This is a genomic window from Flexivirga sp. (assembly GCF_035551235.1).
In the GTDB taxonomy this organism is placed as follows: Bacteria; Actinomycetota; Actinomycetes; order Actinomycetales; family Dermatophilaceae; genus Flexivirga.
Genome location: NZ_DASZNO010000049.1, coordinates 96,604 through 120,027 on the forward strand (window position 1 = coordinate 96,604; position 23,424 = coordinate 120,027).

General features: G+C 68.4%; 22 protein-coding genes. 14 read left to right on the top strand and 8 right to left on the bottom strand.

Annotated elements, in window-relative coordinates; all coding sequences use genetic code 11:
- Positions 1 to 30 precede the first annotated feature (30 nt).
- The 4 genes from VG502_RS18975 (at position 31) to VG502_RS18990 (ending at position 3,280) form a co-directional block, all read left to right on the top strand.
- A complete protein-coding gene (locus VG502_RS18975; RefSeq protein ID WP_325551685.1) occupies positions 31 to 648 on the top strand; it encodes a histidine phosphatase family protein in 618 nt (205 codons plus the stop codon).
- Positions 649 to 724: 76 nt separating this feature from the next.
- Positions 725 to 1,750 (top strand): class II fructose-bisphosphate aldolase, encoded by a 1,026-nt coding sequence (fbaA, locus tag VG502_RS18980; protein WP_325551687.1) that lies wholly within the window; start codon positions 725 to 727, stop codon positions 1,748 to 1,750.
- A gap of 73 nt (positions 1,751 to 1,823) precedes the next feature.
- On the top strand, positions 1,824 to 2,228 hold the full coding sequence (locus VG502_RS18985) for a DUF3151 domain-containing protein (protein WP_325551689.1): 405 nt from the start codon (positions 1,824 to 1,826) through the stop codon (positions 2,226 to 2,228).
- An 8-nt stretch (positions 2,229 to 2,236) separates the two neighbouring features.
- On the top strand, positions 2,237 to 3,280 hold the full coding sequence (locus VG502_RS18990) for a LacI family DNA-binding transcriptional regulator (protein ID WP_325551690.1): 1,044 nt from the start codon (positions 2,237 to 2,239) through the stop codon (positions 3,278 to 3,280).
- Here the strand turns inward: VG502_RS18990 and VG502_RS18995 are convergent.
- From VG502_RS18995 to VG502_RS19010, 4 genes are read right to left on the bottom strand one after another with little or no spacing between them, the layout of a single operon-like run.
- Positions 3,198 to 4,481, bottom strand: a complete 1,284-nt coding sequence (locus tag VG502_RS18995; protein ID WP_325551691.1) for a glycoside hydrolase family 32 protein — start codon at positions 4,479 to 4,481, stop codon at positions 3,198 to 3,200. The two genes, VG502_RS18990 and VG502_RS18995, sit on opposite strands and share 83 nt — an antisense overlap.
- 54 nt (positions 4,482 to 4,535) lie before the next feature.
- Positions 4,536 to 5,396: a carbohydrate ABC transporter permease gene (locus VG502_RS19000; RefSeq protein ID WP_325551692.1), complete on the bottom strand. Its 861-nt coding sequence runs from the start codon at positions 5,394 to 5,396 to the stop codon at positions 4,536 to 4,538.
- 10 nt (positions 5,397 to 5,406) lie between these two features.
- Positions 5,407 to 6,348: a carbohydrate ABC transporter permease gene (locus tag VG502_RS19005; protein WP_325551693.1), complete on the bottom strand. Its 942-nt coding sequence runs from the start codon at positions 6,346 to 6,348 to the stop codon at positions 5,407 to 5,409.
- Positions 6,345 to 7,742, bottom strand: coding sequence for an ABC transporter substrate-binding protein (locus VG502_RS19010; protein WP_325551694.1), 1,398 nt, complete (start codon positions 7,740 to 7,742; stop codon positions 6,345 to 6,347). The genes VG502_RS19005 and VG502_RS19010 overlap by 4 nt, the downstream gene beginning before the upstream one ends.
- Positions 7,743 to 7,870: 128 nt before the next feature.
- Here VG502_RS19010 and VG502_RS19015 point away from each other — a divergent pair, with 128 nt between their 5' ends.
- The 9 genes from VG502_RS19015 to lysS all read left to right on the top strand — a co-directional run bounded on the left by VG502_RS19015 (position 7,871) and on the right by lysS (position 18,121).
- Entirely contained in the window at positions 7,871 to 8,824 is a 954-nt protein-coding gene (locus tag VG502_RS19015; RefSeq protein ID WP_325551695.1) for a hypothetical protein, read from the top strand.
- A gap of 57 nt (positions 8,825 to 8,881) precedes the next feature.
- The gene (locus VG502_RS19020) at positions 8,882 to 10,198 is read left to right on the top strand and encodes a TerD family protein (protein WP_325551697.1); all 1,317 of its coding nucleotides are present in this window, start codon (positions 8,882 to 8,884) and stop codon (positions 10,196 to 10,198) included.
- 53 nt (positions 10,199 to 10,251) lie between these two features.
- Positions 10,252 to 11,253: a dihydroxyacetone kinase subunit DhaK gene (gene dhaK, locus VG502_RS19025; protein ID WP_325551699.1), complete on the top strand. Its 1,002-nt coding sequence runs from the start codon at positions 10,252 to 10,254 to the stop codon at positions 11,251 to 11,253.
- Between the two features lie 2 nt (positions 11,254 to 11,255).
- On the top strand, positions 11,256 to 11,882 hold the full coding sequence (gene dhaL / locus VG502_RS19030) for a dihydroxyacetone kinase subunit DhaL (RefSeq protein WP_325551700.1): 627 nt from the start codon (positions 11,256 to 11,258) through the stop codon (positions 11,880 to 11,882).
- Between the two features lie 14 nt (positions 11,883 to 11,896).
- On the top strand, positions 11,897 to 14,398 hold the full coding sequence (gene ptsP / locus VG502_RS19035) for a phosphoenolpyruvate--protein phosphotransferase (RefSeq protein ID WP_325551701.1): 2,502 nt from the start codon (positions 11,897 to 11,899) through the stop codon (positions 14,396 to 14,398).
- A gap of 71 nt (positions 14,399 to 14,469) precedes the next feature.
- Positions 14,470 to 15,774, top strand: a complete 1,305-nt coding sequence (locus VG502_RS19040) for an adenylosuccinate synthase (RefSeq protein WP_325551702.1) — start codon at positions 14,470 to 14,472, stop codon at positions 15,772 to 15,774.
- Between the two features lies 1 nt (position 15,775).
- Positions 15,776 to 16,045 (top strand): hypothetical protein, encoded by a 270-nt coding sequence (locus VG502_RS19045; RefSeq protein WP_325551703.1) that lies wholly within the window; start codon positions 15,776 to 15,778, stop codon positions 16,043 to 16,045.
- A 71-nt stretch (positions 16,046 to 16,116) separates the two neighbouring features.
- A complete protein-coding gene (locus VG502_RS19050; protein WP_325551705.1) occupies positions 16,117 to 16,326 on the top strand; it encodes a hypothetical protein in 210 nt (69 codons plus the stop codon).
- Between the two features lie 52 nt (positions 16,327 to 16,378).
- Positions 16,379 to 18,121 (top strand): lysine--tRNA ligase, encoded by a 1,743-nt coding sequence (gene lysS, locus VG502_RS19055; protein ID WP_325551707.1) that lies wholly within the window; start codon positions 16,379 to 16,381, stop codon positions 18,119 to 18,121.
- A gap of 130 nt (positions 18,122 to 18,251) precedes the next feature.
- On the opposite strand, the gene VG502_RS19060 is transcribed toward lysS, so the two are convergent.
- Positions 18,252 to 19,244, bottom strand: a complete 993-nt coding sequence (locus VG502_RS19060) for a cation diffusion facilitator family transporter (RefSeq protein ID WP_325551708.1) — start codon at positions 19,242 to 19,244, stop codon at positions 18,252 to 18,254.
- An 87-nt stretch (positions 19,245 to 19,331) separates the two neighbouring features.
- On the opposite strand from VG502_RS19060, the gene VG502_RS19065 reads away from it, so the two are divergent.
- Positions 19,332 to 19,697: an ArsR/SmtB family transcription factor gene (locus VG502_RS19065; protein ID WP_325551709.1), complete on the top strand. Its 366-nt coding sequence runs from the start codon at positions 19,332 to 19,334 to the stop codon at positions 19,695 to 19,697.
- Between the two features lies 1 nt (position 19,698).
- On the opposite strand, the gene VG502_RS19070 is transcribed toward VG502_RS19065, so the two are convergent.
- From VG502_RS19070 to VG502_RS19080, 3 genes are all read right to left on the bottom strand, one after another.
- Positions 19,699 to 19,983 (bottom strand): chorismate mutase, encoded by a 285-nt coding sequence (locus VG502_RS19070; protein ID WP_325551710.1) that lies wholly within the window; start codon positions 19,981 to 19,983, stop codon positions 19,699 to 19,701.
- Positions 19,980 to 22,202: a HelD family protein gene (locus VG502_RS19075; protein ID WP_325551711.1), complete on the bottom strand. Its 2,223-nt coding sequence runs from the start codon at positions 22,200 to 22,202 to the stop codon at positions 19,980 to 19,982. The genes VG502_RS19070 and VG502_RS19075 overlap by 4 nt, the downstream gene beginning before the upstream one ends.
- Positions 22,203 to 22,269: 67 nt before the next feature.
- Positions 22,270 to 23,355, bottom strand: a complete 1,086-nt coding sequence (locus tag VG502_RS19080; protein ID WP_325551713.1) for a helix-turn-helix transcriptional regulator — start codon at positions 23,353 to 23,355, stop codon at positions 22,270 to 22,272.
- Between the last annotated feature and the right edge of the window lie 69 nt (positions 23,356 to 23,424).

Below are 23,424 nucleotides of genomic sequence, written 5' to 3' on the forward strand. Positions count from 1 at the left end.
TCCCTCCCCGGCTGGACGGAAGGAACTGAAGTGCAACTGTTGTTGGTTCGGCACGGCGAGACGGCGTGGAGCGTCACGGGGCAGCACACGGGGCTGACCGACATACCGCTGACGGCCAATGGGTACGAGCAGGCAGCCGGCGCCGCGAACGCCGCGCGCCTGCTACTCGGGGACGAGTTCGCGCGCGCATCGGTCTTCTCCAGCCCCCTGAGCCGGGCGCGGATCACCGGCGAGTCCGTCGTGGGGCCGGGGCGGCGGATCCAGGTGTGCGAGGAACTGCTGGAACTCGACTACGGCGAGTACGAGGGCCTGACGCCCGCCGAGATTCGCCACGAGCGTCCGGGCTGGGACATCTGGACGGACGGCTGTCCCGGGGGCGAGACCGTGGAAGCGGTGGGGGACCGCGTCGATCGATTCCTGCAGAAGATCGAGGACGCGCCGACGAATATCGCGTTCGCGCACGGGCACGTCATTCGCATCCTGGCCGCACGTGCGGTGGGGCTCCCCGCGCGGTCCGGGCAGGCCTTCACGCTGGACACGGCGACGGTGTCGTTGATCGCCGACGTCCGCGGTAAGCGGGTCATCAAGATGTGGAACGTGGACCCCAGACTCCTGTCGGACGCCCCCGGTTCGCGGGCCCACGACTGACTGGGCTGCAGGCGCTCATCCAACGATGGTTGGATGGTGCCGAAGAATGTTCGTCGACGCCTGCAGGAGGGCCTCCATGCCGATCGCGACCCCTGAGAAGTACGCCGAGATGCTCGATCGGGCCAAGAAGGGCGGCTTCGCCTATCCGGCCATCAACGTCTCCAGCAGCCAGACCCTGAACGCCGCCATCAAGGGCTTCGCCGATGCCGGCAGCGACGGCATCATCCAGGTCTCCACCGGCGGCGCGGAGTACTTCTCCGGTCAGGGTGTCAAGAACATGGTGACCGGCGCGCTCGCGTTCTCCGCGTTCGCGCACGAGATCGCCAAGGCGTATGACGTCAACATCGCGCTGCACACCGACCACTGCCCGAAGGACAAGCTGGACAGCTTCGTGCGTCCGCTGCTCGAGGCATCGACCGAGCGGGTCAAGCAGGGCGGGCTGCCCTACTTCCAGTCGCACATGTGGGACGGCTCCGCGGTCGAGTTGCACGAAAACCTCCAGATCGCAGAGGAATTGCTCGCCCAGTGCAAGGCGGCCAAGATCATCCTGGAGATCGAGGTCGGTGTCGTCGGCGGCGAGGAGGACGGCGTCGAGGGTAAGATCGACGACAAGCTCTACTCCACGCCCGAGGACGCCATCGAGACCGCGAAGGCGCTCGGCACGGGTGAGCAGGGCTACTACATGACCGCCCTCACCTTCGGCAATGTGCACGGCGTCTACAAGCCGGGCAACGTCAAGCTGCGGCCCGAGGTGCTGAAGAAGGCCCAGGCCGCCGTGCACGAGGAGTTCAAGACCGCCGACGACAAGCCGTTCCACCTGGTCTTCCACGGTGGCTCCGGCTCGGACCCGAAGGAGATCGCCGAGGCCGTCTCCTATGGCGTGGTGAAGATGAACGTCGACACCGACACCCAGTACGCCTTCACCCGCCCGATCGCGGGCTGGATGATCGGCAACTACGACGGCGTGCTGAAGATCGACGGCGAGGTCGGCAACAAGAAGCAGTACGACCCGCGTGCATGGGGCAAGGCGGGCGAAGTCGGTATGTCGGAGCGCGTCGTCGAGGCGTGCGAGAACCTCGGATCGGCAGGAAAGCACTCTTGAGCGCCGACCTGAGCGAGGATCGCAGCGAGGCACGAGCGAGGACCGGAGCGATGGGAAGAGGCGCGACAGCATAATGAGTGAGAACCTGCTCGGCATACCCGAGACGAAACTGCCTGTGGATCCTGCAAGTTCGCCGCTTGAACAGGGCGTGGACCCACGCGACGTGGCGCGTTCCTATCCGAGCTCGTCGCTCGCCTGGGCGACGCTCGCCGAGGATGCGCTGGCCGACGGCGATGTGATCGAGAGCTACGCATTCGCCCGGACCGGCTATCACCGGGGGCTGGACTCGTTGCGCAAGTCGGGCTGGCGCGGGCAGGGCCCGGTGCCGTGGGAGCACGAGCCCAACCGTGGCTTCCTGCGTGCGCTGGGCGCGCTGGCCAAGGCGGCCGGCGAGATCGGTGAGACCGACGAGCAGCGCCGCTGCGCCGATTTCCTGCGCGACTCGTCGGCGACGGGTGCCCGGGAGTTGGGTCTCTAGGGACTGTCATGGCGGCGAAGCACCGTGGGAAGCCGGCGACCGCACAGGACGTCGCCGATCTCGCCGAGACTTCGCGCACCGCCGTGTCGTTCGTCCTGAACGGCAAGGAGGACGGGAACGTCTCGGCTGCGACACGCGAACGCATCCTGCGGGCTGCCGCCGAACTCAACTACTCGCCGCATCCGGGCGCGAGGAGCCTGCGGACGCAGCGCACCCACCTCATCGGAGTCATCACCGACTCCATCGCGTCCAGCCCGTTCGCCGGGCAGTTGCTCGACGGTGCATCACAACTCGCCCGCCGGCACGGCTTCCTGGTGGCGGTCTATGACACCGGCGGGCACGCCGACCGCGAGCTCGAGGGAGCGCAGGAGTTCCGGCGACGCCGGGTCGACGGCCTCATCTATGCGTCGATGGGGCTGCGGCAGATCTCGGACGTGCTGGCGGTCGGGCTGCCGACGGTGCTCGCCAACTGCTTCGCTCCGGACACCGATCTGCCGAGCGTGATCCCGGCGGAGCGGGAGGCCGGCGCCGCGGCTGCAGCTGTGCTGCTCGACCACGGGCATCGGGCGATCGCGACGATCAACGGCGACACCGCGATCGCCGGCCCACTGCGACACGAGGGGTTCGTCGGCCACCTCGCCGAGCACGACTGCGTCCCGGAGGTCCAATCACTTGGCGGGCGGGACTGGACGATCGACGAGGGCTTTCGGGCGGCCACCGCGCTGCTGAACCGGCCGCCGGCCGATCGCCCCACCGCGATCTTCTGCGTGACCGACCGCGTCGCGGCCGGAGCGTTGCTCGCGGCGACGCGGCTCGGACTGGGCATCCCGGATGACGTGTCGATCCTCGGCTTCGACGATCAGGAGGAGCTCGCGGCGAACCTCGTTCCTGCCCTCACCACCTTCGCCCTCCCGCACCGGCAGATGGGCGAGGCGGCGGTCGCGATGCTGATCGATCAGCTGGCGGGCGTCACGCTGTCGTCGAGACCGACTCTGCTGCCGTCCCCGTTGGTGCTTCGGGAGTCGGTGGCGGCGCCACCTCGCAGACGCTGAGCGTCGTCGCCGCGTCCGTCGTGATCCGCCAGTGCTCGGTGCCCGAGTCCCGAAGGGTCACGGTCGGGGCGCCGGTCGGAAAGACCTCGACAACCTCACCGTCCGTCCAGAGCTCGAAGTCGCCTGCCGGGCAAGGGATTTCAACATCCTGACGATCTCCCTGCAGGCGGATGGCGGGCGCTGCACCACGGACCCTGGCCTGCGGCGGCAGCTGTGTGGACCGGCCGGCCCCAAGTCCGAGGGGTATGGCGGCCGACCCGTCGGCGTATTCCTGCAGGCCCGCGTCCACCGTCATACGCAGGCGACCGCCGGAGGTGTCGACGCGGCGCGGCAGAGTCAGGCAGCCGCTGATGCCGGACGCGGCCGCCGCGTGGTCGTCGAACTCGCGGATCCAACCGAAGAGCAGCGGTGCGCCCGCAGCGTCGAGGGCGACCTGCGGCGCATAGAACGGCTCACCGTCATCGAGGCGCTCGACGTTGTCGACGGTCAGTGCCGGCGTTCCGTTGCGATCGGAGATCCGCCCGTCGAACACCAGGACGTCGAGCGTGACGTTCTCGACCCAGCGCGAGACGATCAGCCAGCAGCGGTCGCCGTCGATGAGGAGCTGCGGGCACTCCCAGATCTCGGCGTGCGGTGCGTCGAACTCGAGGTCCGCACCACGCAGGAGCACCCCGAGATACCGCCAGGAGTCCGGGTCGGCGACGTCATACAGCAGCACGGCCGCGTCGCCGTCGCTCAGCCGACCGCCGACGATGGCCAGGTGCCGCCCGCCCCAGGTGAAGCAGAAGGGATCGCGCATCTCGCGCACGCCGTCGGGCGTGCGGGCGACGACCTGCGGCTCGCTCCAGCGGATCAGTTCGGGGTCGAGTGCCTCACGCACGCAGACGGTCGAACTCGGTTCTCCCGCAACGACTCCCGAGTACGCGACGGCGGGCCGGCGTGACCAGGGAAGATGCACACCGCTCCAGCAGCCACCGGAATCCGGTCCGCCCGGGGTGGGTGCGAACGCCGTCGGGTGATGCTGCCAGCGCACCAGGTCGGTGCTGCTGGCGTGGCCCCAGACGATGTCACGGTGCACCGGCTGATGCGGATTCGCCTGGTAGAAGACGTGCCATCGATCGTGGAGTCGAATGATGCCGTTGGGGTCGTTCAGCCAGCCGGTCGGCGGCTGAATGTGCAACTGCGGCAAGGTGTTCGGCATCTGTGGTGAGGACCTTCTCGTGGTGGGTGGCGTGGAGTCGGGTAGCGGGACGGATCAGCGAACGGTGCCGGTGGTCAGGCCCTGGCGGAGGGTGCGCTGACCGAAGACGAACACGAGCAGGGCCGGGATCATCGAGATGATCACGCCCGCGAGGACGACCGAGACACTGCCGGTGCCCATGTTTCCCTGCAGGGAGACGAGTCCCAGGGGGAGCGTGAAGTTGCGCGCGCTGATCTCCATGATCAGCGGCCGGAAGAATTCGTTCCAGATCGCGTTGAACGCCAGGATCCCGACGATCGCCAGGCCCGGCGTCGACAGCGGCGCGTAGATGGACCGGAAGGTCCGCCAGGGGCTCGCGCCGTCGATCGCGGCTGCCTCGCCCAGCTCCGGCGGAAGCGTCAGGTAGTACTGCCGCATCAGGAACGTCCCGAACGCGGTCGGTATGGCGGGGATGATCAGCGCCCACAGCGTGTCCGACAGGCCCATCCCGCGGATCAGCATGAACACCGGAACGATCGTCACCTGCATCGGGACCATCATCGTGGCGAGCACGACGCCGAAGAGCACGCCGCGGCCGCGGAAGGGAACCCGGGCGAAGATGTAGCCGGCGAAGCCGGCGGTGATCATCTGGGCCAGCGCGATCAGCCCGGTCACCAGGACGCTGTTGACGATCAGCAGCCACATGTCGACCTGGGCGAAGGCCTGCTTGTAGGCGTCGAAACTGAGGTGGCTGAAGCTGATCGGCGATCCGCCGAGCGACTCGCTGGGTGGGCGCAGCGAGGACAGCACGGTCCAGGCGACCGGCCCCAGCGTGACGATCACGGCGAGGAGCAGGATCAGGATCTTCGGCAGGCTCGCCAGACGCGCCGAGCGCTTGCGGGGCTCGGTCCCGGGTGTTGCGGAGATCGTGGCCATGGCGGGATTCCTAGCTGTAGTAGACGAATCGGCGGGACAAGCGGAACTGCAGCGCGGTGACGAGCATGATCACGACGGTCAGCACGACGCCGATCGCGGAGGCTGCGCCGAACTGCAACTGCCCGAACGCGTCCTGGTAGATCACCATCACGACGGTCCGCGTGGAGTCGCCCGGGCCGCCGCGGGTCAGGACGTAGGACTGGTCGAAGATCTGCAGTGCCGCGATGATCGCCATCACCGAGGCGACGAGCGTGGTCGGCGACAACAGCGGGAGCGTGACGTGCCGGAACTGTCGCCATCCGCCGGCACCGTCGATGGCGGACGCCTCGTAGATGTCCTTGGGTATGGCGGCCAGCCCGCCGAGGAAGAGCAGGAACGTGAAGCCGAAGTTCTGCCAGACGTAGACCAGGACGACCATCACCTGGGCGCTGAACCCGTTCGTGAGCCAGTGGACCGGGCCGAACCCGAGGTCCTGCAGGTAGGTGTTCACGAGGCCGAAGTCCTGGTTGAACAGGTAGGACATGATGATCGACACCGATGCGGCGGACAGGATCAGCGGGAAGAAGAAGACCGACCGCAGGGTCGACTGCAGCCAGCCGGGCAACCGGCTGCTGACCAGGACGGCGAGCAGCAGCGCGACGCTGAGCTGGAGGGTGACGCTGACGATCACGAACAGGATCGTGTTGATGAACGACGTGCGCAGGGTCGGGTCGCTGAAGAGGCTGCTGAAGTTGTCCAGGCCGACCCATCGGGGACTGCTGATGACGTCCCACTTGAAGAAGGCGAGCACGACCGAGGCGATGATCGGGACCAGGGTGAAGAGGCCGAGCCCGATGACCGTCGGCGCGAGAAACGCTACGGCCAGGCGCTTTTCACGCTTGCGGACCGCGGACTGCGGGAGCTGGGTGGCGACGTCGTCGACGGGCGTGCGCGCTTTGAGGGCGATCGTCATGGCGTTTCCTCCAGGGCTCGGCTCAGGTCGCCCTGCAGGGACCGAAGAGCGGACTTCAGTTGGCGGGGGCCACCCGTCACCGCGTTGATGGTGTTCTTGTCCAGCGCGAGCTCGATGGCGCTCTCGTTCGGGGGAGCAGGTATGGGCCGGGTGCCCGGGAAGTCATCGAGCGTGTCGTAGAAGACCTTCCAGTGCTTGGGACCCTCCTTGCCGTAGAAGGTGCCGTTGCACATCGACCGGCGCGTGGGTGTGTTGTTCGGGATCGGGTAGGTGATGCCCATCCCTTCGCGGCTGACGCAGAACTTCAGCCACTCCCAGGCGGCGTCCTTCTTCTCCGACGTCTTCATGATCGACCAGCCGGCCGCACCGAACTGGGCGTTCTGGGACTTCCACTTCGGCATGTACTGCACGTCATACACGTCGTTGGGTATGCCGGCCTGGTGCAGGCCGTCCACCCAGTAACCACCGGCGACCGTCATCGCGACGCGGCCGCTGGCGAACTGGGGCACCAGCGTGTTGCCGCCGCCCTGGGCGGGGCTGCTGGCGAGGCCGTCGGTGATCAGTTCCCGCAGGAACTCGAAGGTCTCCTCGACGGGCGCGCTGTCCGCCTGCGCCTCGAGCCAGAGCGGACCGCCGCCGCGGCCGCGCGCGCCGGCAGCGCCGGAATAGAAGGTGTCCCAAAGCCATTCGCCGCCGGCTGCCTCGGTCTGCTTCAGGATCGAGGTGTTGTTGGTGTAGAGCCAGGGCGTCACGCCACCCCACATGCGGTTGGTCCAGTAGAACGGCACGACGTGGTGGCCGGAGGTGCGTTTGATCGCCCGGAGCATCCTGACGAAGTCGTCCTTCGTCCAATTCTCCGGTGGGTAGTCGAAGCCTGCCTTGCGCAGCGCCTTGGTGTTCATGAAGACGTTGCCGGCGTTGAAGTTGTCCGGGAGCTGGAAGAGCGATCCGCGGTACATGAAGGCGTCGATCAGCGCCGGGTGCACGTCGGAGAAGTAGTCCCGCATCTCCGACGTGTCCTGCTTGACGTAGTCGTCCAGCGGGTGGGCGAGCCGGGAGGCGAAGAGCTGGGCGCCCTCGGTGGCGACATTGACCACGTCCGGTGGTGTCCCGGCGGCCACCATCGTCAGGATCTTGGCGAAGAAGTCGCCCCAGTCCGCGCCCTGGATCGGCATGATCATGACGTCGATGTCGGGGTGCTTCTTGCGGAACGCCTTGACCAGGCCGGCCTGGGCGTCCGCCGTTTGCTGGGTGCCGTTCAACGCGATCTTGAGTGCGTTGGTGCGCCGCGACGGGATGTCGAGGCCCGACAGGCGGGGGAAGCCGGCTGTCAGTGCGGCGAGGGTGCCGACGCCCGCTACTCCGAGCGCGGCGCGTCTGGTGAGGTCGGTCATTGATGTGTGCTCCAGATCACCTAAATCGTGTTAGGTAAGGATGGGGGACGTTCCTTCGCGGCGTCAAGACCTACGGACGAGTTGGTCGGCACGCGAGATCGGCACGCCTTGCGCCATACCCTGAACGGGTGGACGGAAGACTCGGAGTGCTCGGCGTCGGCTCGCAGGGTGAGGAGCTGTACCGCCACGTGCTGCGCTCGCCGGGGCTGACTCTGGCCGCGCACGTCGCGCAGCTGGGCTGGACCGACTACGAGGCGGAACACGCCATCGAGCAACTGCGCGCCCGGCGACTGGTGCGGCTGACCGACCTCGGCGAGGTCGTCGCGGATCACCCACGGGCAGCGCTGGAGCGCGTCGTCAGCGCGGAGGAAGCGCGCCTGGCCACGCGCCGGCAGGACCTGGCGCGGGTGCGTGACGCGATCGACAGCTTCGTCACCGATCACCGTGCGGGACAAGAGCTTTCGACCTCGGACCAGCCGCTGCGCGAACGCGTCGACCAGGCTGTTCTGCCCTCGGTTCACGAGCATCTGGTGGCGTCGACCGTTGGCGTCATACGCCAGGCGACCGCGGGTGCTCCGCGTGCCCTGGATGACTACCCGACGGTGCGTCAGCAGTTGGCGGGCGGCCGGGAACAGCGGACGCTGTACCTGCCCGACGCGCTGCACGAGCACGCCGATGCATTGGCCGCATGGGCCGAGTTGGGTGAGCAACAGCGCATCGCGGCGGGGCTGCCGTCGGAGTTCGTCGTCTTCGGTGAGGAAGTCGCGATCGGGACGACCGAGTGGGGACGCGGCGGTGGCGACTACGTGCTGTTGCGCGACCCGATGGTCGTTGCCGCGTTCATCGCGCTCTTCGACCGGTTGTGGGCTGCGGCCTCACCCGCCGAACACAGCGACGACGCGTCGGGCGGTGCACTCGTGGAGTGGATGCAGCAGGGCCTGACCGACGAGGCGATCGCCCGCGCGATGGGCGTCTCGTTGCGCACGGTACGCCGCCGGATCGCCGCGATGATGAGCGAGCACGACGTCAGCACGCGTTTCCAACTGGCGTTGCGGATTGCGGAACGCCGGCACAAGTCCTGACGTCCCTTCACCAAACACCGTCGGCAAACGCGTGCAGCGCGTGTGAGGATGAATCGCATGACCCAGCTGACCAAGGGCTCGAACACACCGTTGAACGCCGGCCGGATCCGGATCACGCTGCACTGGAGCACCGGGCCGGGCGTGCCCGACGTGGACGCTTCCGCCCTGCTCCTGCAGGAGAACGGCAAGGTCGCCTCGGACGACGACTTCATCTTCTACAACCAGCCCACCCACCCCAGTGGTGCGGTGCGACACCTGGGCAAGCAACCCGGCGCCGATGCGCTGGAGATCGACCTGGCGCAGTTGCCGCAGCCCGTGACGAAGGTCGTGCTCGCGGCCTCTGCCGACGGCGGTGCCTTCGGGCAGGTGCCGGGGCTGAGCCTGGTCGCTACGGATGCTGCGAGCGGCGCCGAGCTCGCGACGTTCGCCATGGAGGCCGAGAACGAGACGGCCTTCGTCAGCGGCGAGGTCTATCAACGCAACGGGCAGTGGAAGCTGCGGGCCGTCGGCCAGGGGTACAGCTCCGGATTGGCCGGACTGGCAACGGATTTCGGGATCTCGGTCGAGGGCGACCCGGAGCCGCAGGCCGCACCGCCGACGTCCGTTCCGCCGCAGGCCGCACCGCCCACGCAGCAGCCGCCCCCGAACCAGCCACCGCCGCCGAACCAGCCGGCTCCACCGAATCAGCCACCGCCGCCGGGCCAGCCGCAGCCGCCGCTGCCTCCCATGCCACCGGAGCCGGCTCCACCCGTGCAGCCGCCGGCGCCACCACAGCCGGGAGCCGTCGGCGTGGTGAATCTCGACAAGGGACGCGTCAACCTGACGAAGAACGCCCGGGTCGACCTCACCAAGACCGGCGCGCCGCCACTGGCCAAGGTCACGATGGGCCTCGGCTGGGATCCGGCGCCGGGCCGCGGCAACATCGACCTCGACGCGTCGGTGATCGCGTATGACGGTTCCGGCAAGAAGCTGGAAATCGTCTGGTTCATGCACAAGAAGGAGTTCCGGGGCGCCATACAGCACTCCGGCGACAACGTGACCGGTGCGGGTGAGGGCGACGACGAGCAGATCAAGGTCGACCTGCTCGCCATGCCGCCGCAGGTCGCGACGCTCGTCTTCACCATCAACTCGTTCAGCGGCCAGAAGTTCACCAACATCCGGCGTGCCTTCTGCCGCCTGGTCGACGACGCGACCGGTCAGGAACTGGTCCGCTTCGACCTGTCGGACTCGCAGCCTGCGACGGGTGTGCTGATGGCCGCGATGCGCCGGACCGGGCCGCAGAGCTGGCAGATGCGCGCGATCGGTGAGTTCCACGACGGCAAGACGGTCAAGAAGCTGGTCACGCCGGGTGAGGCGCACGCGCTCGCTCCGTGAGCGAAGTCCCGGAACTCCTTGTCGGCGCTGCCGAAGAGTGATCCGATGAAGACATGAAGAAACTGATCAATGATCCGGCGGACGTCGTCTCGCAAGCGCTCCTCGGGATGGAGGCCGCCCACGGCGACCGGCTGCGAGTTGATCACGAGCACAAGGTGATCTTCCGCAAGGACGCGCCGCGTTCGGGCAAGGTGGGCCTGGTCTCCGGGGGTGGGTCCGGCCACGAGCCGATGCACGGCGGGTATGTCGGTGTCGGAATGCTCGACGCCGCTTGTTGCGGTGAGGTTTTCACGTCCCCGGTGCCGGACCAGATGCTCGCGGCGACGACTGGGGTCGACGGCGGCGCCGGGGTGCTGCACATCGTCAAGAACTACACCGGCGACGTGATGAACTTCGAGATGGCCGCCGAGTTGGCCGCCGACAGTGGAGCGCAGGTGCGCTCCGTGGTCGTGGACGACGACGTGGCGGTGCAGGACAGCCTCTACACGGCCGGCCGTCGCGGGGTCGGCACGACGGTGCTCCTGGAGAAGCTGGTCGGTGCAGCAGCCGAGAGCGGCCGATCGCTCGACGAGGTGGCCGAGCTCGCGACACGGATCAACTCGGTCGGCCGAAGCATGGGCCTCGCGCTCACCTCGTGCACCGTGCCGTCCGCCGGCAAGCCGACCTTCGAGCTCGGCGACGACGAGATGGAGCTGGGCATCGGCATCCACGGCGAGCCCGGACGCAAGCGGGTGCCGCTCGCCTCCGCTGCCGAAGCGGCTCAGCAGCTGGTCGACCCCATCGTCTCCGACTTGCCTTATGGCGCAGGGGATTCGGTGCTCGCGATGGTCAACGGCATGGGCGGCACACCACTGATCGAGCTCTACCTGATGTATGGCGAGGTGCACCGACTCCTCGAGAAGGCGGGCATCACCGTGGCACGGTGCCTGGTCGGCAACTACATCACCTCCCTGGAGATGGCCGGCTGCTCGGTCACGCTCGTGAAGGCGGACGATGAACTCGTCGGCCTCTGGGACGCACCGGTGAACACCCCCGGCCTCCGGTGGGGAGCTTGAACATGACCGACGTGATCGAGACCCGGCAGTTCGCCGACTGGATGCGACGCTTCGCGGGCGTCATACATGAGAACGCCGGGCTGCTCACCGAGCTCGACTCGGCGATCGGGGATGCCGACCACGGCAGCAACATGGATCGCGGCATGAGTGCGGTCGTTGCCGCCCTCGACAGCGCCGAATTCGCCTCTGCTGCTGAGCTTTTCAAGAAGGTCGGTATGACGCTCGTCAGCTCGGTCGGTGGTGCGAGCGGGCCCCTCTACGGCACGTTCTTCCTGCGCTTCGGCAGCAAGCTCGGTGACGAGCCGGCCGATGCGGAAGCGCTCGGCAGCGCCCTGCGCGCGGGCGTCGAGGGCATCAAGCAGCGCGGCAAGGCCGAGGTCGGTGACAAGACGCTGATCGACGCGTGGGCGCCGGCGCTGGATGCGTATGACGCTGCACGCGCCGACGGCCTCGGTGCGGCACTGCAGGCGGCCGCGGCGGCCGGTGCCGAAGGGCGTGACGCGGCGACGCCTCTCGTCGCGCACAAGGGCCGAGCCAGCTACCTGGGCGAACGCAGTGCGGGACACCAGGATCCGGGCGCCACCTCGACGGTGCTGTTACTGGAAACCGCTGCCGCGACCCTCGCCTGAACCGGGAGACGACCGTGATCGGCATCGTTGTCGTGTCCCACAGCCGAGCGCTCGGCGATGCTGTCGCGGCGCTCGCGAAGGAAATGGTCGGCGGCGACAAGGCACCCGCCCTTGCCGTCGCGGCCGGATTGGACGAGACCACGTTCGGCACCGACGCCACCGCCGTCGCATCGGCGATCGAGGAGGTTGCCGCGTCGAGCGATGGTGTCCTGGTGCTGGTGGACATCGGCAGCTCGGTGCTGAGCGCCGAACTCGCCTGCGAACTGGTCGATCCGGACCTGGTGGAGCGCGTGCGGATCTCGTCCGCACCGCTGGTCGAAGGGATGGTCCCGGCGGTTGTCTCGGCGGCGTCCGGTGCGAGCCTGGATGAGGTCGCGGGCGAGGCGGAGGAGGGGCTCGACGCCAAGCGCGCGCATCTCGGCGGGTCCGCTGGTTTCGATACGCAGCCTCGTTCCTCGGCTGCTACTCAACCCGCGAGTGATGACGCTCGTTCCTCGGCTGCTGCTCAACCCGCTGTGTCTGCTGAGTTCGTGCTGACCGACCCGCACGGGTTGCATGCCCGGCCGGCCGCGAAACTGGTCGCGCTCGTCCGGTCGTATGACGCCCGGGTCACGCTGACCGACCTGGACACGGGTGCTGGGCCGGTGTCCGCCAGCAGCCTCAGCAAGGTCGCCACCCTGAACGCCGGTCACGGGGCACGGCTGCAGGTCGCGGCGGACGGTTCGCAGGCCGACGAAGCAGTGCAGGCCGTGGTCGAGCTGGCGGCGCGGAACTTCGAGGACGCCCCGACGGGTGAGCCGCAGACGCCCGCACCCTCCGGGCCGCCGCCCAGCTCCGGCTCCGGACTCGACGCCGCGATGGGCCCGGCGTACGTGCTGCACCATGAGGTGAATATCGAGGACTACCAACCCGGTTCGCCATCGGACGAGCACGAACGATCGGATGGCGCGGTGGCTGCGGTCGCCGACGCCATACGCCGGCAGCGGGACACCGACCCGGCGGCCGCAGACATCCTCGACGCCCACCTCGCGTTGTTGCAGGACGAGGCCGTCGTGGCGCCCGTGGCAGAGCACATCGAGGACGGCAGACCGGCGCCCAGCGCCTGGCGAGCAGTGCTGCAGGGGCTGGCGGCAGACTTCGAAGCGTTGGCCGACCCCTACCAGCGGGCACGAGCACAGGATGTGCGGGCGATGGAGCGGCAGCTGCTCACCGTTCTGGTTGACGGGCCGGAAGCTCTTGCGGCACAGGCTGATTCGGTGCCGGATGGCGCGATCGTCGTCGTCGACGAGCTCGACCCGGCCACGGCGTCAGGCCTGGATGCCGGGGCCGTCGCCGGAGTCGTCACGATGCGCGGCGGCAGCACGGGACACGGCGTGATCGTGGCGCGATCACGAGGGATCCCGATCTTCACCGACGGCGGTGACGCAGCGTCGGATGTCGAGAGCGGCACGATCGTCGGATTCGATGCGTCCACAAGGCTTCTCGTCATCGATCCGGATGCTGCATCCGCGGAGCGCCTGCGTGACACCATCGCGCGCCGCGAGGCCGATGCCACCGAAGCACACCACCGGGCAGGCGAACCCGCGGTCACCTCTGACCACGCACCCGTCCGTGTCGGCGCGAACATCACGAGTCGGGCGGACGCAGTCTCGGCGGCCGCATCCGGCGCCGAGGGCTCCGGGCTGGTGCGCACCGAGATTCTCTTCGGGTCCGCGCCGGCCCTGCCGCTCGCCCGGGAGCAGGCCGAGGCCTTCGTGTCGATCGGCCGTGCGCTGCACGATCAGCCGATCACGATCCGCACCTGGGACGTCGGCGGGGACAAGCCGCTGCCGTTCCTGCCCGGTCCGCACGAGGTCAATCCGATGCTCGGCGTGCGGGGACTGCGGCTCATGCGGCAACACGCGGAGGCGTTCGACGCGCAGCTCGAGGCCGTGTGCGCTGCCGCCGAACAGACTCCGGTCCGGGTGATGTTCCCGATGGTCACCGCTCGCGAGGAGGTCGACTGGGCGCTCGAGCGCCTGGCCACGGCGCGCTCGAAGGTGGGTTCGAAGCTAGGTCCGGAGAAGGCCACCGTGCAGCTCGAGGTCGGCATCATGGTCGAGGTGCCCGCCGCTGCCCTGCGCATCGCCGAACTCGCCGCCGGGCTCGACTTCGTCAGCATCGGGACCAACGACCTGACGCAGTACACGCTCGCCACCGACCGGGGCAACGCCGGTGTCAGCGAACTCGCCGACGGCCTGGATCCTGCTGTGCTGCAGCTGATCAGGCGGGTCGCCGTCGACGTGCCCGATGGTGTGGAGGTCGGCGTCTGCGGCGACCTCGCGAGCCGGGTCGACGCCGTCCCGTTGCTGGTCGGGCTCGGCATACGGGAGTTGAGCGCCGTCGGCCCGATGATCCCGCGGATCAAGCAGGCGGTCCGGCGGACGAGTGCCGAGGAGGCGAGCCGCCTGGCCGAACGTGCGCTCCGCGCATCGTCGGCACGGGCCGTCCGGGAGTTGCTCGCCGCCCACCGGTAACCTGGGACACTGCTGACGACGAGCAGCCCGATCCGGTCACTGCTCACCACCGACCGGATAGGGGCAGCAGCATGCCAGCGATCGTGCTTGTCGGAGCTCAATGGGGCGATGAGGGCAAGGGCAAGGCGACCGATCTCCTCGGCGACCGCATCGACTACGTCGTGAAGTTCAACGGCGGCAACAACGCCGGCCACACGGTCGTCATCGAGCAACCCGACGGCAGCCGCGAGAAATACGCACTGCACCTGCTGCCCAGCGGGATCCTGTCGCCCGGCGTGACGCCGGTCATCGGCAACGGCGTCGTGGTCGACCTGACCGTGCTCTTCGAGGAGCTGGACGCCCTGGAGTCCCGTGGCCTGGACACCTCCGCGCTGCGGATCAGCGGCAACGCCCACGTCATCGCCGAATACAACCGGGTGCTCGACAAGACGGTCGAGCGGTTCCTCGGCTCGCGGAAGATCGGCACCACCGGGCGAGGCATCGGCCCGACATACGCCGACAAGATGAACCGCGCCGGCATCCGGGTGCAGGACCTCTTCGACGAGTCGATCCTGCGGCAGAAGGTCGAGGCCGCGCTCGAGGTCAAGAACCAGATCCTGGTCAAGCTCTACAACCGCCGGGAGATCAAGGTCGACGAGGTCGTCGACGAGCTGCTGTCGTATGCCGATCGCCTGCGCCCGATGGTCACCGACACGTCGCTGGAGATCAGCCACGCCCTCGACGACGGCAAGGTCGTGCTGTGCGAGGCCGGCCAGGCGACCCTGCTCGACGTGGACCACGGCACCTACCCATACGTCACCTCCTCCAACGCCACCGCCGGCGGTGCCTGCACCGGCGCGGGCATTCCGCCGACCCGGATCAGCTCGGTGATCGGCGTCTTCAAGGCCTACACCACACGTGTCGGCGAGGGCCCCTTCCCGACCGAGCTGCTCGACGACTCCGGCGAATTCCTGCGCAAGACCGGCGCCGAGTTCGGCGTCACCACCGGTCGCCCGCGCCGCTGCGGCTGGATCGACACCGTCATCGGCCGCTACGCCTACCGGATCAACGGCATCACCGACTTCGTGCTCACCAAGCTCGACGTGCTGTCGGGCCTGGAGAAGGTCCCGGTGTGTGTCGCGTATGACGTCGACGGCGTCCGCTACGACGAGATGCCCGCCGACCAGAGCGCCTTCCACCACGCCAAGCCGATCTATGAGGAGCTGCCCGGCTGGTTCGAGGACATCTCGCACTGCCGCACCTACGAGGAGTTGCCGGCCAACTGCCGCGCGTATGTCGAGTTCGTCGAGGAGCGCATCGGCGCGCGCATCTCGGTGATCGGTGTCGGCCCGGGCCGCGCGGAGATCATCGTGCGGCACGATCTTCTCGAGGGCTGACTTGCTCACGCAGTTCGTCGCGCGGACGGTCAGCGGCAAGACCCCGCCGTTGGCCTTCCGCATCACCCTCTGGTTGCTGGTGGTGTTCTTCCTCGGGGTGGCCGTGTTCGCGGCGGTCACCTGGTGGCGGCTGCGCCGGGAGGTCCAGCAACTGCCCGACGGCGAGGAACAACAGTCCAAGCGGGGCCGGGCAGGTTGTCTCATGGCGGGCGCCATACCCGCCCTGTTGTTCGGGCTCTTCCTGCTCGACTGGGCGATCCAGGTCAGCTGAGCGGGCGGGCGGTCCTCGGCATACCGGGGAATCTGTGGGACCCTGGGGGCCGTGGGTTCTGTGGAGGACTTATGGATGAGCATGACCGCGGTCTCGAGCTCGAGCCGCCACTGCCGGAGGACGCACGCCGCAAGGGCCTGACTCCAGTGGTCGCGCCGGGTCTGCAGTTCGCCAGTTCGTTGCGCGCCGACAAGTTCTCGCACCGGGTCATCGCCTGTGGGACCCTCGGGCTGATCGCGGCGTTCGTGCTGATCTGTGCCGGCACCGTGCTGAGCGGTTGAGCGCCCCGGTCGTGGTCGGACCACTGCCGAACGGCCCGTAAAATAAGCGATCGTGACTGATCAGCAGCTTGACGACTGGGTGTCCCGACTCGCCGACGAGACCATCGCCGACGCGAAGGCCAAGGGCACCAAGGTCGTGTGCGCCTCCGGCATCTCGCCGTCCGGGCCGATTCACCTGGGCAACCTGCGCGAGGTGATGACCCCGCACCTGGTGGCCGACGAGGTCCGCCGCCGCGGCATCGAGGTCGAGCACATCATCAGCTGGGACGACTTCGACCGCTTCCGCAAGGTGCCCAACGTGCCGGGTGTCGACAGCTCCTGGGAGGAGCACATCGGCAAGCCGCTGACCGACGTGCCGCCGCCGAAGGGTTCGACCGCGACCAGCTGGGCGGAGCACTTCCGCGGCCAGCTCGAGGACAGCCTCGCCGATCTCGGCATCAGCTATCGCGGGATCAGCCAGACCGGCCAGTACCTCTCCGGCACCTACACCGAGCAGATCATCTTCGCGATGTCGCAGCGCGGCGAGATCGACAAGGTGCTCGACCAGTACCGCACGCTGGGCCCGAAGAAGGCCAAGAAGCAGCCGAAGCTCTCCGAGGAGGAGGCCGCCGCGGCCGCCGAGGCCGAGGCGGGCTCCGGCGCCGCCGCCGAGGACGACGGCCGCGGCGAGACGGGTTACTACCCCTACAAGCCCTACTGCACCGAGTGCGGCACCGACTTCACCACGGTCACGGCGTATGACGATGCCACCACCGCGATGACCTACACCTGCCGGTGCGGTTTCACCGAGACTGTCAACCTGCGCACCTTCCGGCGCGGCAAGCTGGTCTGGAAGGTCGACTGGCCGATGCGCTGGGCCTTCGAGAAGGTCACCTTCGAGCCGTCCGGCGTCGACCACCAGTCGCCGGGGTCGTCATACGTCGTCGGCAAGGAGCTGGCGCCGATGTTCGGCTGGGAGCGACCGCTCGGCCCGATGTACGCCTTCGTCGGCATCAAGGGCATGGCCAAGATGTCGTCGTCGCGCGGTGGCGTGCCGACACCGGCCGACGCACTGCAGATCATGGAGCCGCAGCTGCTGCGCTGGCTCTACGCACGTCGCAAGCCGGCGCAGTCCTTCAGCGTCGCCTTCGACGCCGAGGTCGAGCGGATGTATGACGAGTGGGATTCCCTCGCCAAGAAGGTCGAGTCCGGCAAGGGGCAGCCGGGCGACGTCGCGGCATACACCCGGGCATCGTCGACGGCGATCGGCTCGTTGCCGTCGACCAAGCGACCGGTGTCCTACCGCACGCTCGCGTCGATCGTGGACATCACCACCGGCGACGCCGACCAGACGCTGCGGATCGTGAGCGCGTTGGACAGCGATGAACCGGTCGAGTCGCTCGATGTGCTGCGGCCCCGGCTGAGCTGCGTGGAGCAGTGGGTCAAGACCCAGATGACCGACGAGGAACGCACCGTCGTGCGCGCGTCGGCCGACACCAAGCGCCTGAAGGCGCTGTCGAAGCAGGAGCGCGAAGGATTGCGAATCCTGTTGGACGGCAACGGCGCTGACCTGCATGCGCTCGAGGAGTCCTGGTCGCTCGACGGGCTCACCCACCAGGTCTACGGCGTGCCGAAGGTGCAGCGTGGGCTGGCCGCCGACCAGATCGTCAAGGGCGACAAGGAGCTCGGTGCTGCGCAACGGGAGTTCTTCAAGCTGCTCTACAACCTGCTGGTCGACAAGGACACCGGCCCGCGCCTGCCGACGCTGCTGCTGGCGGTCGGTGCCGAGCGGACGCGGAGCCTGCTCGGCGGCTGAAGTGGTCTTGGCGACAGCCAAGATCGGGTGACCTCGACCAAATTTGTGCCGAGTGACGGCTTCTTCGCCGAGTGACGGTGCGATTCGACCGTCACTCGGCGAAGAAGCCGTCACTCGGCATTGTGGTGGGTCAGTGGGTGCCGGGCTCGTGGGCGGAGTGACTCGCCGGCTCGAGCTGGAACGTCGAGTGCTCGACGTCGAAGTGACCGTGCAGGCACGCCTGCAGGTGGTCCAGCAACTGCGGCGCGTGACCGTCGGCGAAACACTCGTCCTCCACGACCACGTGCACGGACACGGCGGGCAGGTCCGAGGTCACGGTCCACACGTGCAGGTCGTGCACATCGCGAACGTGCTGTGTTTCCAACAGATGCGCCCGCAGGTCGTCCAGGTCGACGTTGCGGGGAGCGCCTTCCAGCAGGATGCGGCCGCTGTCGCGGAGCAGCCCCCAGGCGGCATACAACATCAGGGCGACGACGACGAGCGACGCGATCGGGTCGGCGCGCGTCCACCCGGTCAGGAGTATGACGACCCCGGCGACCACGGTCCCGATGAAGCCGTAGAGGTCGGTGAGAATGTGCTGGTAGGCGCCCTCGACGTTGAGGCTGGAGCGGTTCGCCCGAGCGAGCAGCCAGGCCGCCGCGATGTTGACCACGACACCGACCAGCGCGACCACGACGACCGCGCCGCCCTCGACCTCGGGCGGATGGATCAGCCGCCGAATCGCTTCGAACGCAATGATTCCCGAGACGACGAGCAGGGTGACGCCGTTGCCCGCGGCAGAGAGGATCTCGGCGCGCTTCCAGCCGTAGGTCCACCGGCCACGGGCCGGTTGGGCAGCCAGGTGCATGGCCCACAGCGCCGCCGCGATCGCGCCGACGTCACTGAGCATGTGTCCCGCGTCGGACAACAGCGCCAGTGAGCCGGACATGAAGGCGACGATGATCTCGCCGACCATGAACAGGGCGAGCAAGCTGAGCGCGCCGACGAGATAGCGCCGGTCCGCGTTGACACTCACGCCGTGTGAGTGGCCGGCATGACCGCCGTGTTCGTGACCCTCGTGCTCCTGCCGGGCGGTCGGCTGCACACCGGTATCGCCGCCGCACAACGGTGTCGGGTCGGTCATCGGGGCCGCCTCACAGGAGAATGATGGTGACTCTCATTATCGTCATCTGCGCACTTGCGAATATATGAAGAACTATAGTCGGTGCCCATGGCGGCTTCCGAACGGGTGAACCCCCGACAGGTGAATTCACGCGAGCCCGCAGACCGGCATACCGAGGAGTTGTCCGCGGAGCAGGTCGACGCCGCGGTGACGACGTTCGGGCTGCTCGCGGATGCGACCCGGGTGCGCATCCTGTGGGCCTTGCGAGATGACGAACTCGATGTCGCCACGCTCGCCGAGCTGGCCGGCTGTCGTCCCACGGTCGCGAGCCAGCACCTGGCGAAACTGCGACTGGCCGGCCTCGTCGCCGGCGAACGTGATGGACGCCGGGTCGTCTATCGCCTGCAGGGCGCGCACCTGCGGTCGTTGCTGACCGAGGCGCTCTTCCACTCCGACCACCAGGTCGGCGGCTGACTCAGCCCGACTCGCGGATGCGCTCGTGGTGGTGGATGACCTCGTCGATCACGAAGCGCAGGAACTTCTCGCTGAACTCCGGATCGAGCCCGGATTCGGTTGCCAGTGCACGCAATCGGGCGATCTGTCTCTCCTCACGCGCCGGGTCGGCGGGCGGGAGCTCGTGGGTGGCCTTGTATTCGCCGACCGCCTTGGTGATGCGGAAGCGCTCGGCCAGGATGTGGATCAGGGCAGCGTCGAAGTTGTCGATGGAGCGGCGGTATGCGTCAAGCATGTCGTTCGTCATACGTCGTGCACCTCCAGAACTGTCATGCGATGTGCGGCGCGGGTCAGGGCGACATACAGAACCCTTGCGCCACCTGGTGATTCGGCGATGATCTCGGCGGGGTCGACCACGACGGTGGCGTCGTGCTCGAGACCCTTGGTCGACATCGGGTCGACGAGTATGACGCGCTCGTGCGCTTCCTGCGGCACGTGCGCCAGCGACTCGCGGTGCCGGGCGGGGGAGATGATGGCGATGCTGCCCTCGACCTCGTCCAGGAGGTTCTTGACCGCCCCGCGCACCTCGTCCGGCAACGCGTGCTGCGACGTCGTCACCTGCACCGGCAGGACGCCGGTCTCGCGGACGGCCTGCGGGATGTCGGCATCGGGCACCACGGGCAGGATCTGCTCCGCCGCGTAGTCGAAGATCTCGCGGGCGTTGCGGTAGTTGGTGTCCATGTGGAAGCGCCGGTGCGCCTTGTTGCCGAACGCCTCGTCGCGCGCCCGCACCGACTCCTCGGCCAGCGGCCACGAGCTCTGTGCGGCATCGCCGACGACGGTCCACGAGGCGTAACGGCCGCGGCGTCCGAGCATCCGCCACTGCATCGGGGAGAGGTCCTGCGCCTCGTCGACCAGCACGTGCGCGTAGTCGTCGGAGCGGCTGACCTTGCCGACCAGCAGCCGTTCGCGCGGGTCGCTGGGGGTGACCTCATAGCCGACCTGGTCGCTCCGGAAGCGTTGCTGCACACCGAGTTCGGCGACTCCGCGGTCGTCGAGCTCCTCGATCTCGTAGAAGCCGCGTTCCTCGCGCGGCGCGTCCGGCACGACCCCGACGCGGGAGAGCACGTCGTCGACCAGGCCGACGTCGGCGACCGACCAGGTGCCCTCGGCGAGTGCGACGCGCATCGAGTCACGCAGCAGGGTCGTCTGCTCCGCGCTGAGGATGCCGCGCGTGTATGACGCGACGCGCTCGTCGTCGGCCAGCCACAACAGCACCTCACGCGGGTCGACCGGTCGCCACCAGTCGCGCACGAAGGCCTCGACCTCGCGATGGTCGGTGAAGTGGTCGATGAACTCGGACTTCTCGTCGGCGGTGCTGACCTGCCGCCAGGCGGCTTCGGCGAGTGCCGCGGTCGCGGCCTCGGCGGCCGCGTTGTGCTGGTGATGGCGCAGCACCTGACGCCGGATCCGCAGCAGCTCGGGTGTGTCGATGCGGATCGGCTGGCCGTCGACCATCACCCGCAGCTGCGTCGCGGAGTCGGGCGCAGTGTCGCGGGCGGCACGGCTGAGTACCTGCCGGATGCGTGTCGAGCCCTTCACCTCCGCGGCGTCGGGGGAGTCGAAGCGGGTTGCCGTCATACCGTCGACGAGGTCGCCGAGCGAGCGCAGGGTGACGCTGTCCTCGCCGAGCGAGGGCAGCACGCGCTCGATGTAGGCGGTGTATGCCGCGGACGGGCCCACCACCAGGATCCCGCCGGCTTCGAACTTCCGGCGCTGGGAGTAGAGCAGGTATGCCGCGCGGTGCAGCGCGACCACGGTCTTGCCGGTGCCCGGACCACCGGTGATCTCGGTGACGCCGGAGCTGTCCGCGCGGATCGCTTCGTCCTGATGCCGCTGGATGGTGGCGACGATGTCGCGCATCCGGGCGCCGCGGGAGCGGGTGAGCGCGGCCATCAGTGCGCCGTCGCCGACGACGACCATGCCCTCGGGCGCCTCCGGCACCATCAGGTCGTCCTCGACACCGAGTACCCGTGAGTCGCGGCAGCGCAGCACGCGCCGCCGGATGACGCCCTGCGGCTCGACCGGGGTGGCGCGGTAGAAGGGCGAGGCCGCCGGTGCGCGCCAGTCGATGACCAGCGGGTCGTAGGTGTCGTCACGCACGCCGAGGCGGCCGATGTAGCGGACCTCGCGCGTCTCGCCGTGCTCGTCCGGCTTGTCGTGCTCGAGGTCGAGACGGCCGAAGACCAGGCCTTCGTACTGCGTCTGCAGGCTCTGTCGCCGGCGTCCGGCGTTGAAGACCAGCGCATCCCGCTCGAAGAGGCCGGTGACCTCTTCCTCGCGTGCCTCGCCGGTCCGGTCGGTGCGGCCGCGAGCCAGGCCCTCGGCCTCCACGAGCGCCGCGCGCTCGCCGGCCTTGGTCAATTCGGCATAGACCTGATCGACATGCGCCTGCTCGCCCGCGATCTCGGCTGCGACGGCAGCCGACACCCCGGGAGCCGTTCCCTCGGCTCGATCGACACTCACAACGCCCCCATGAGGTGGGTGGATGGACCACTGCGAATGCAGCGAACCGCCAAGTCTAATCGGCTCATCAGATGAGACCCTGCCGGGCGGCCAGCACGCCCGCCTGGAAGCGGGTGGTCGCATTCAGCCGGTCCAGCAGGACGCGCACACGACGTTCGACGGTGCGTGAGGAGATGCCCAACTGGCGGGCGATCGCGGCGTCCGACACGCCGCCGGCCATCAGGCGCAGGATGCTCCGATCGCGGGGGTCGAGGACGTCGGAATCCGAAGCCGGCGCGTTCGACGGCCGCCATGGCGTGCCGGCCCGCCAGGCGAACTCCAGCACCGCCTGGACGCGCGCACCTCCGGCCGGACGATTGAGCAGGATGCCGACCGGGGAGCCGCCGTCGTCGCCCAGATCGATCATCGCCAGGCCCTGGTCGTTCACGGCGCCGGTGAACGGGACGTCGCGGGTGAGTCGCACGTCGTCGCCCGCCTCGAAGCGTGCCTGCATGATCTCGAGCACGTTGGGCTCGGGCAGCAGGCCCGGGTCGATGTCCAGCCGCACATCCAGCGGATCGCCCTGACTGTTGACGAACGGAGTGGTCGAAACGGTCCGCGGTGCCTCGAGCAGGTAGCGCGACAGCGGCGAGTCGGCGCGGCTGGACAGGACCCATTCCTGTGCGGTGGTGGTGACCTGGTGCAGAGCCTGTGCGACGTCGACCAGCGACTCCAGCAGGACCGCGCCCGAGGTGGTTTCGGTGCGTTCGGCGGAGCGGGTGCGCAGGTAGACCCGGGACAAGGACTGCGCCGTGTTCCGCACCATCCGGGCACGCGCTTCCAGTGCTGCGGCGAACGCGGGCATCGCGACGTCCGGTGGCACCACGGACCACGACTCGCCGTCCAGCGGCTGGATCATCCCGCGCTTCTCCAGGACGGGCAGCAGGCGCTTCAGCTGATCATCCGTAAAGCCTTGGGCCAGAAGGGATTTGCGCGATGGATTGCCGGTCTCGAGGATGGCCAGGTAGAGCGGGGCGACCTCGTCGTCGTCGGGGTCGAGTTGGGCCACCGGGGCAGTGATCGGAGGGGTACGGCGCTTCGGCACAGGCGGCTGCTCCTCGTGCGGTGGTGGCGTGATGACGACGTGATCGCGGCGCGCTGATGGTGCGCTCATGGTGCGCTTCGTGGACATAGTATGGCGGATTGCCGACATTGACGACAGTCCGACAGCAGCTGTTTAACA

Bases quoted from the DNA above. Each gene is read 5' to 3' on its own strand.
- VG502_RS18985 (WP_325551689.1), top strand. From the start codon at position 1,824: ATGAGTGAGAACCTGCTCGGCATACCCGAGACGAAACTGCCTGTGGAT.
- dhaK (WP_325551699.1), top strand. From the start codon at position 10,252: ATGAAGAAACTGATCAATGATCCGGCGGACGTCGTCTCGCAAGCGCTC.
- VG502_RS19005 (WP_325551693.1), bottom strand. From the start codon at position 6,348: ATGACGATCGCCCTCAAAGCGCGCACGCCCGTCGACGACGTCGCCACC.
- VG502_RS19040 (WP_325551702.1), top strand. From the start codon at position 14,470: ATGCCAGCGATCGTGCTTGTCGGAGCTCAATGGGGCGATGAGGGCAAG.
- fbaA (WP_325551687.1), top strand. From the start codon at position 725: ATGCCGATCGCGACCCCTGAGAAGTACGCCGAGATGCTCGATCGGGCC.
- VG502_RS19000 (WP_325551692.1), bottom strand. From the start codon at position 5,396: ATGGCCACGATCTCCGCAACACCCGGGACCGAGCCCCGCAAGCGCTCG.
- dhaL (WP_325551700.1), top strand. From the start codon at position 11,256: ATGACCGACGTGATCGAGACCCGGCAGTTCGCCGACTGGATGCGACGC.
- VG502_RS19010 (WP_325551694.1), bottom strand. From the start codon at position 7,742: ATGACCGACCTCACCAGACGCGCCGCGCTCGGAGTAGCGGGCGTCGGC.
- VG502_RS19065 (WP_325551709.1), top strand. From the start codon at position 19,332: ATGGCGGCTTCCGAACGGGTGAACCCCCGACAGGTGAATTCACGCGAG.
- VG502_RS18990 (WP_325551690.1), top strand. From the start codon at position 2,237: ATGGCGGCGAAGCACCGTGGGAAGCCGGCGACCGCACAGGACGTCGCC.
- VG502_RS19050 (WP_325551705.1), top strand. From the start codon at position 16,117: ATGGATGAGCATGACCGCGGTCTCGAGCTCGAGCCGCCACTGCCGGAG.
- VG502_RS19020 (WP_325551697.1), top strand. From the start codon at position 8,882: ATGACCCAGCTGACCAAGGGCTCGAACACACCGTTGAACGCCGGCCGG.
- VG502_RS19080 (WP_325551713.1), bottom strand. From the start codon at position 23,355: ATGAGCGCACCATCAGCGCGCCGCGATCACGTCGTCATCACGCCACCA.
- VG502_RS19070 (WP_325551710.1), bottom strand. From the start codon at position 19,983: ATGACGAACGACATGCTTGACGCATACCGCCGCTCCATCGACAACTTC.
- VG502_RS19060 (WP_325551708.1), bottom strand. From the start codon at position 19,244: ATGACCGACCCGACACCGTTGTGCGGCGGCGATACCGGTGTGCAGCCG.
- VG502_RS18995 (WP_325551691.1), bottom strand. From the start codon at position 4,481: ATGCCGAACACCTTGCCGCAGTTGCACATTCAGCCGCCGACCGGCTGG.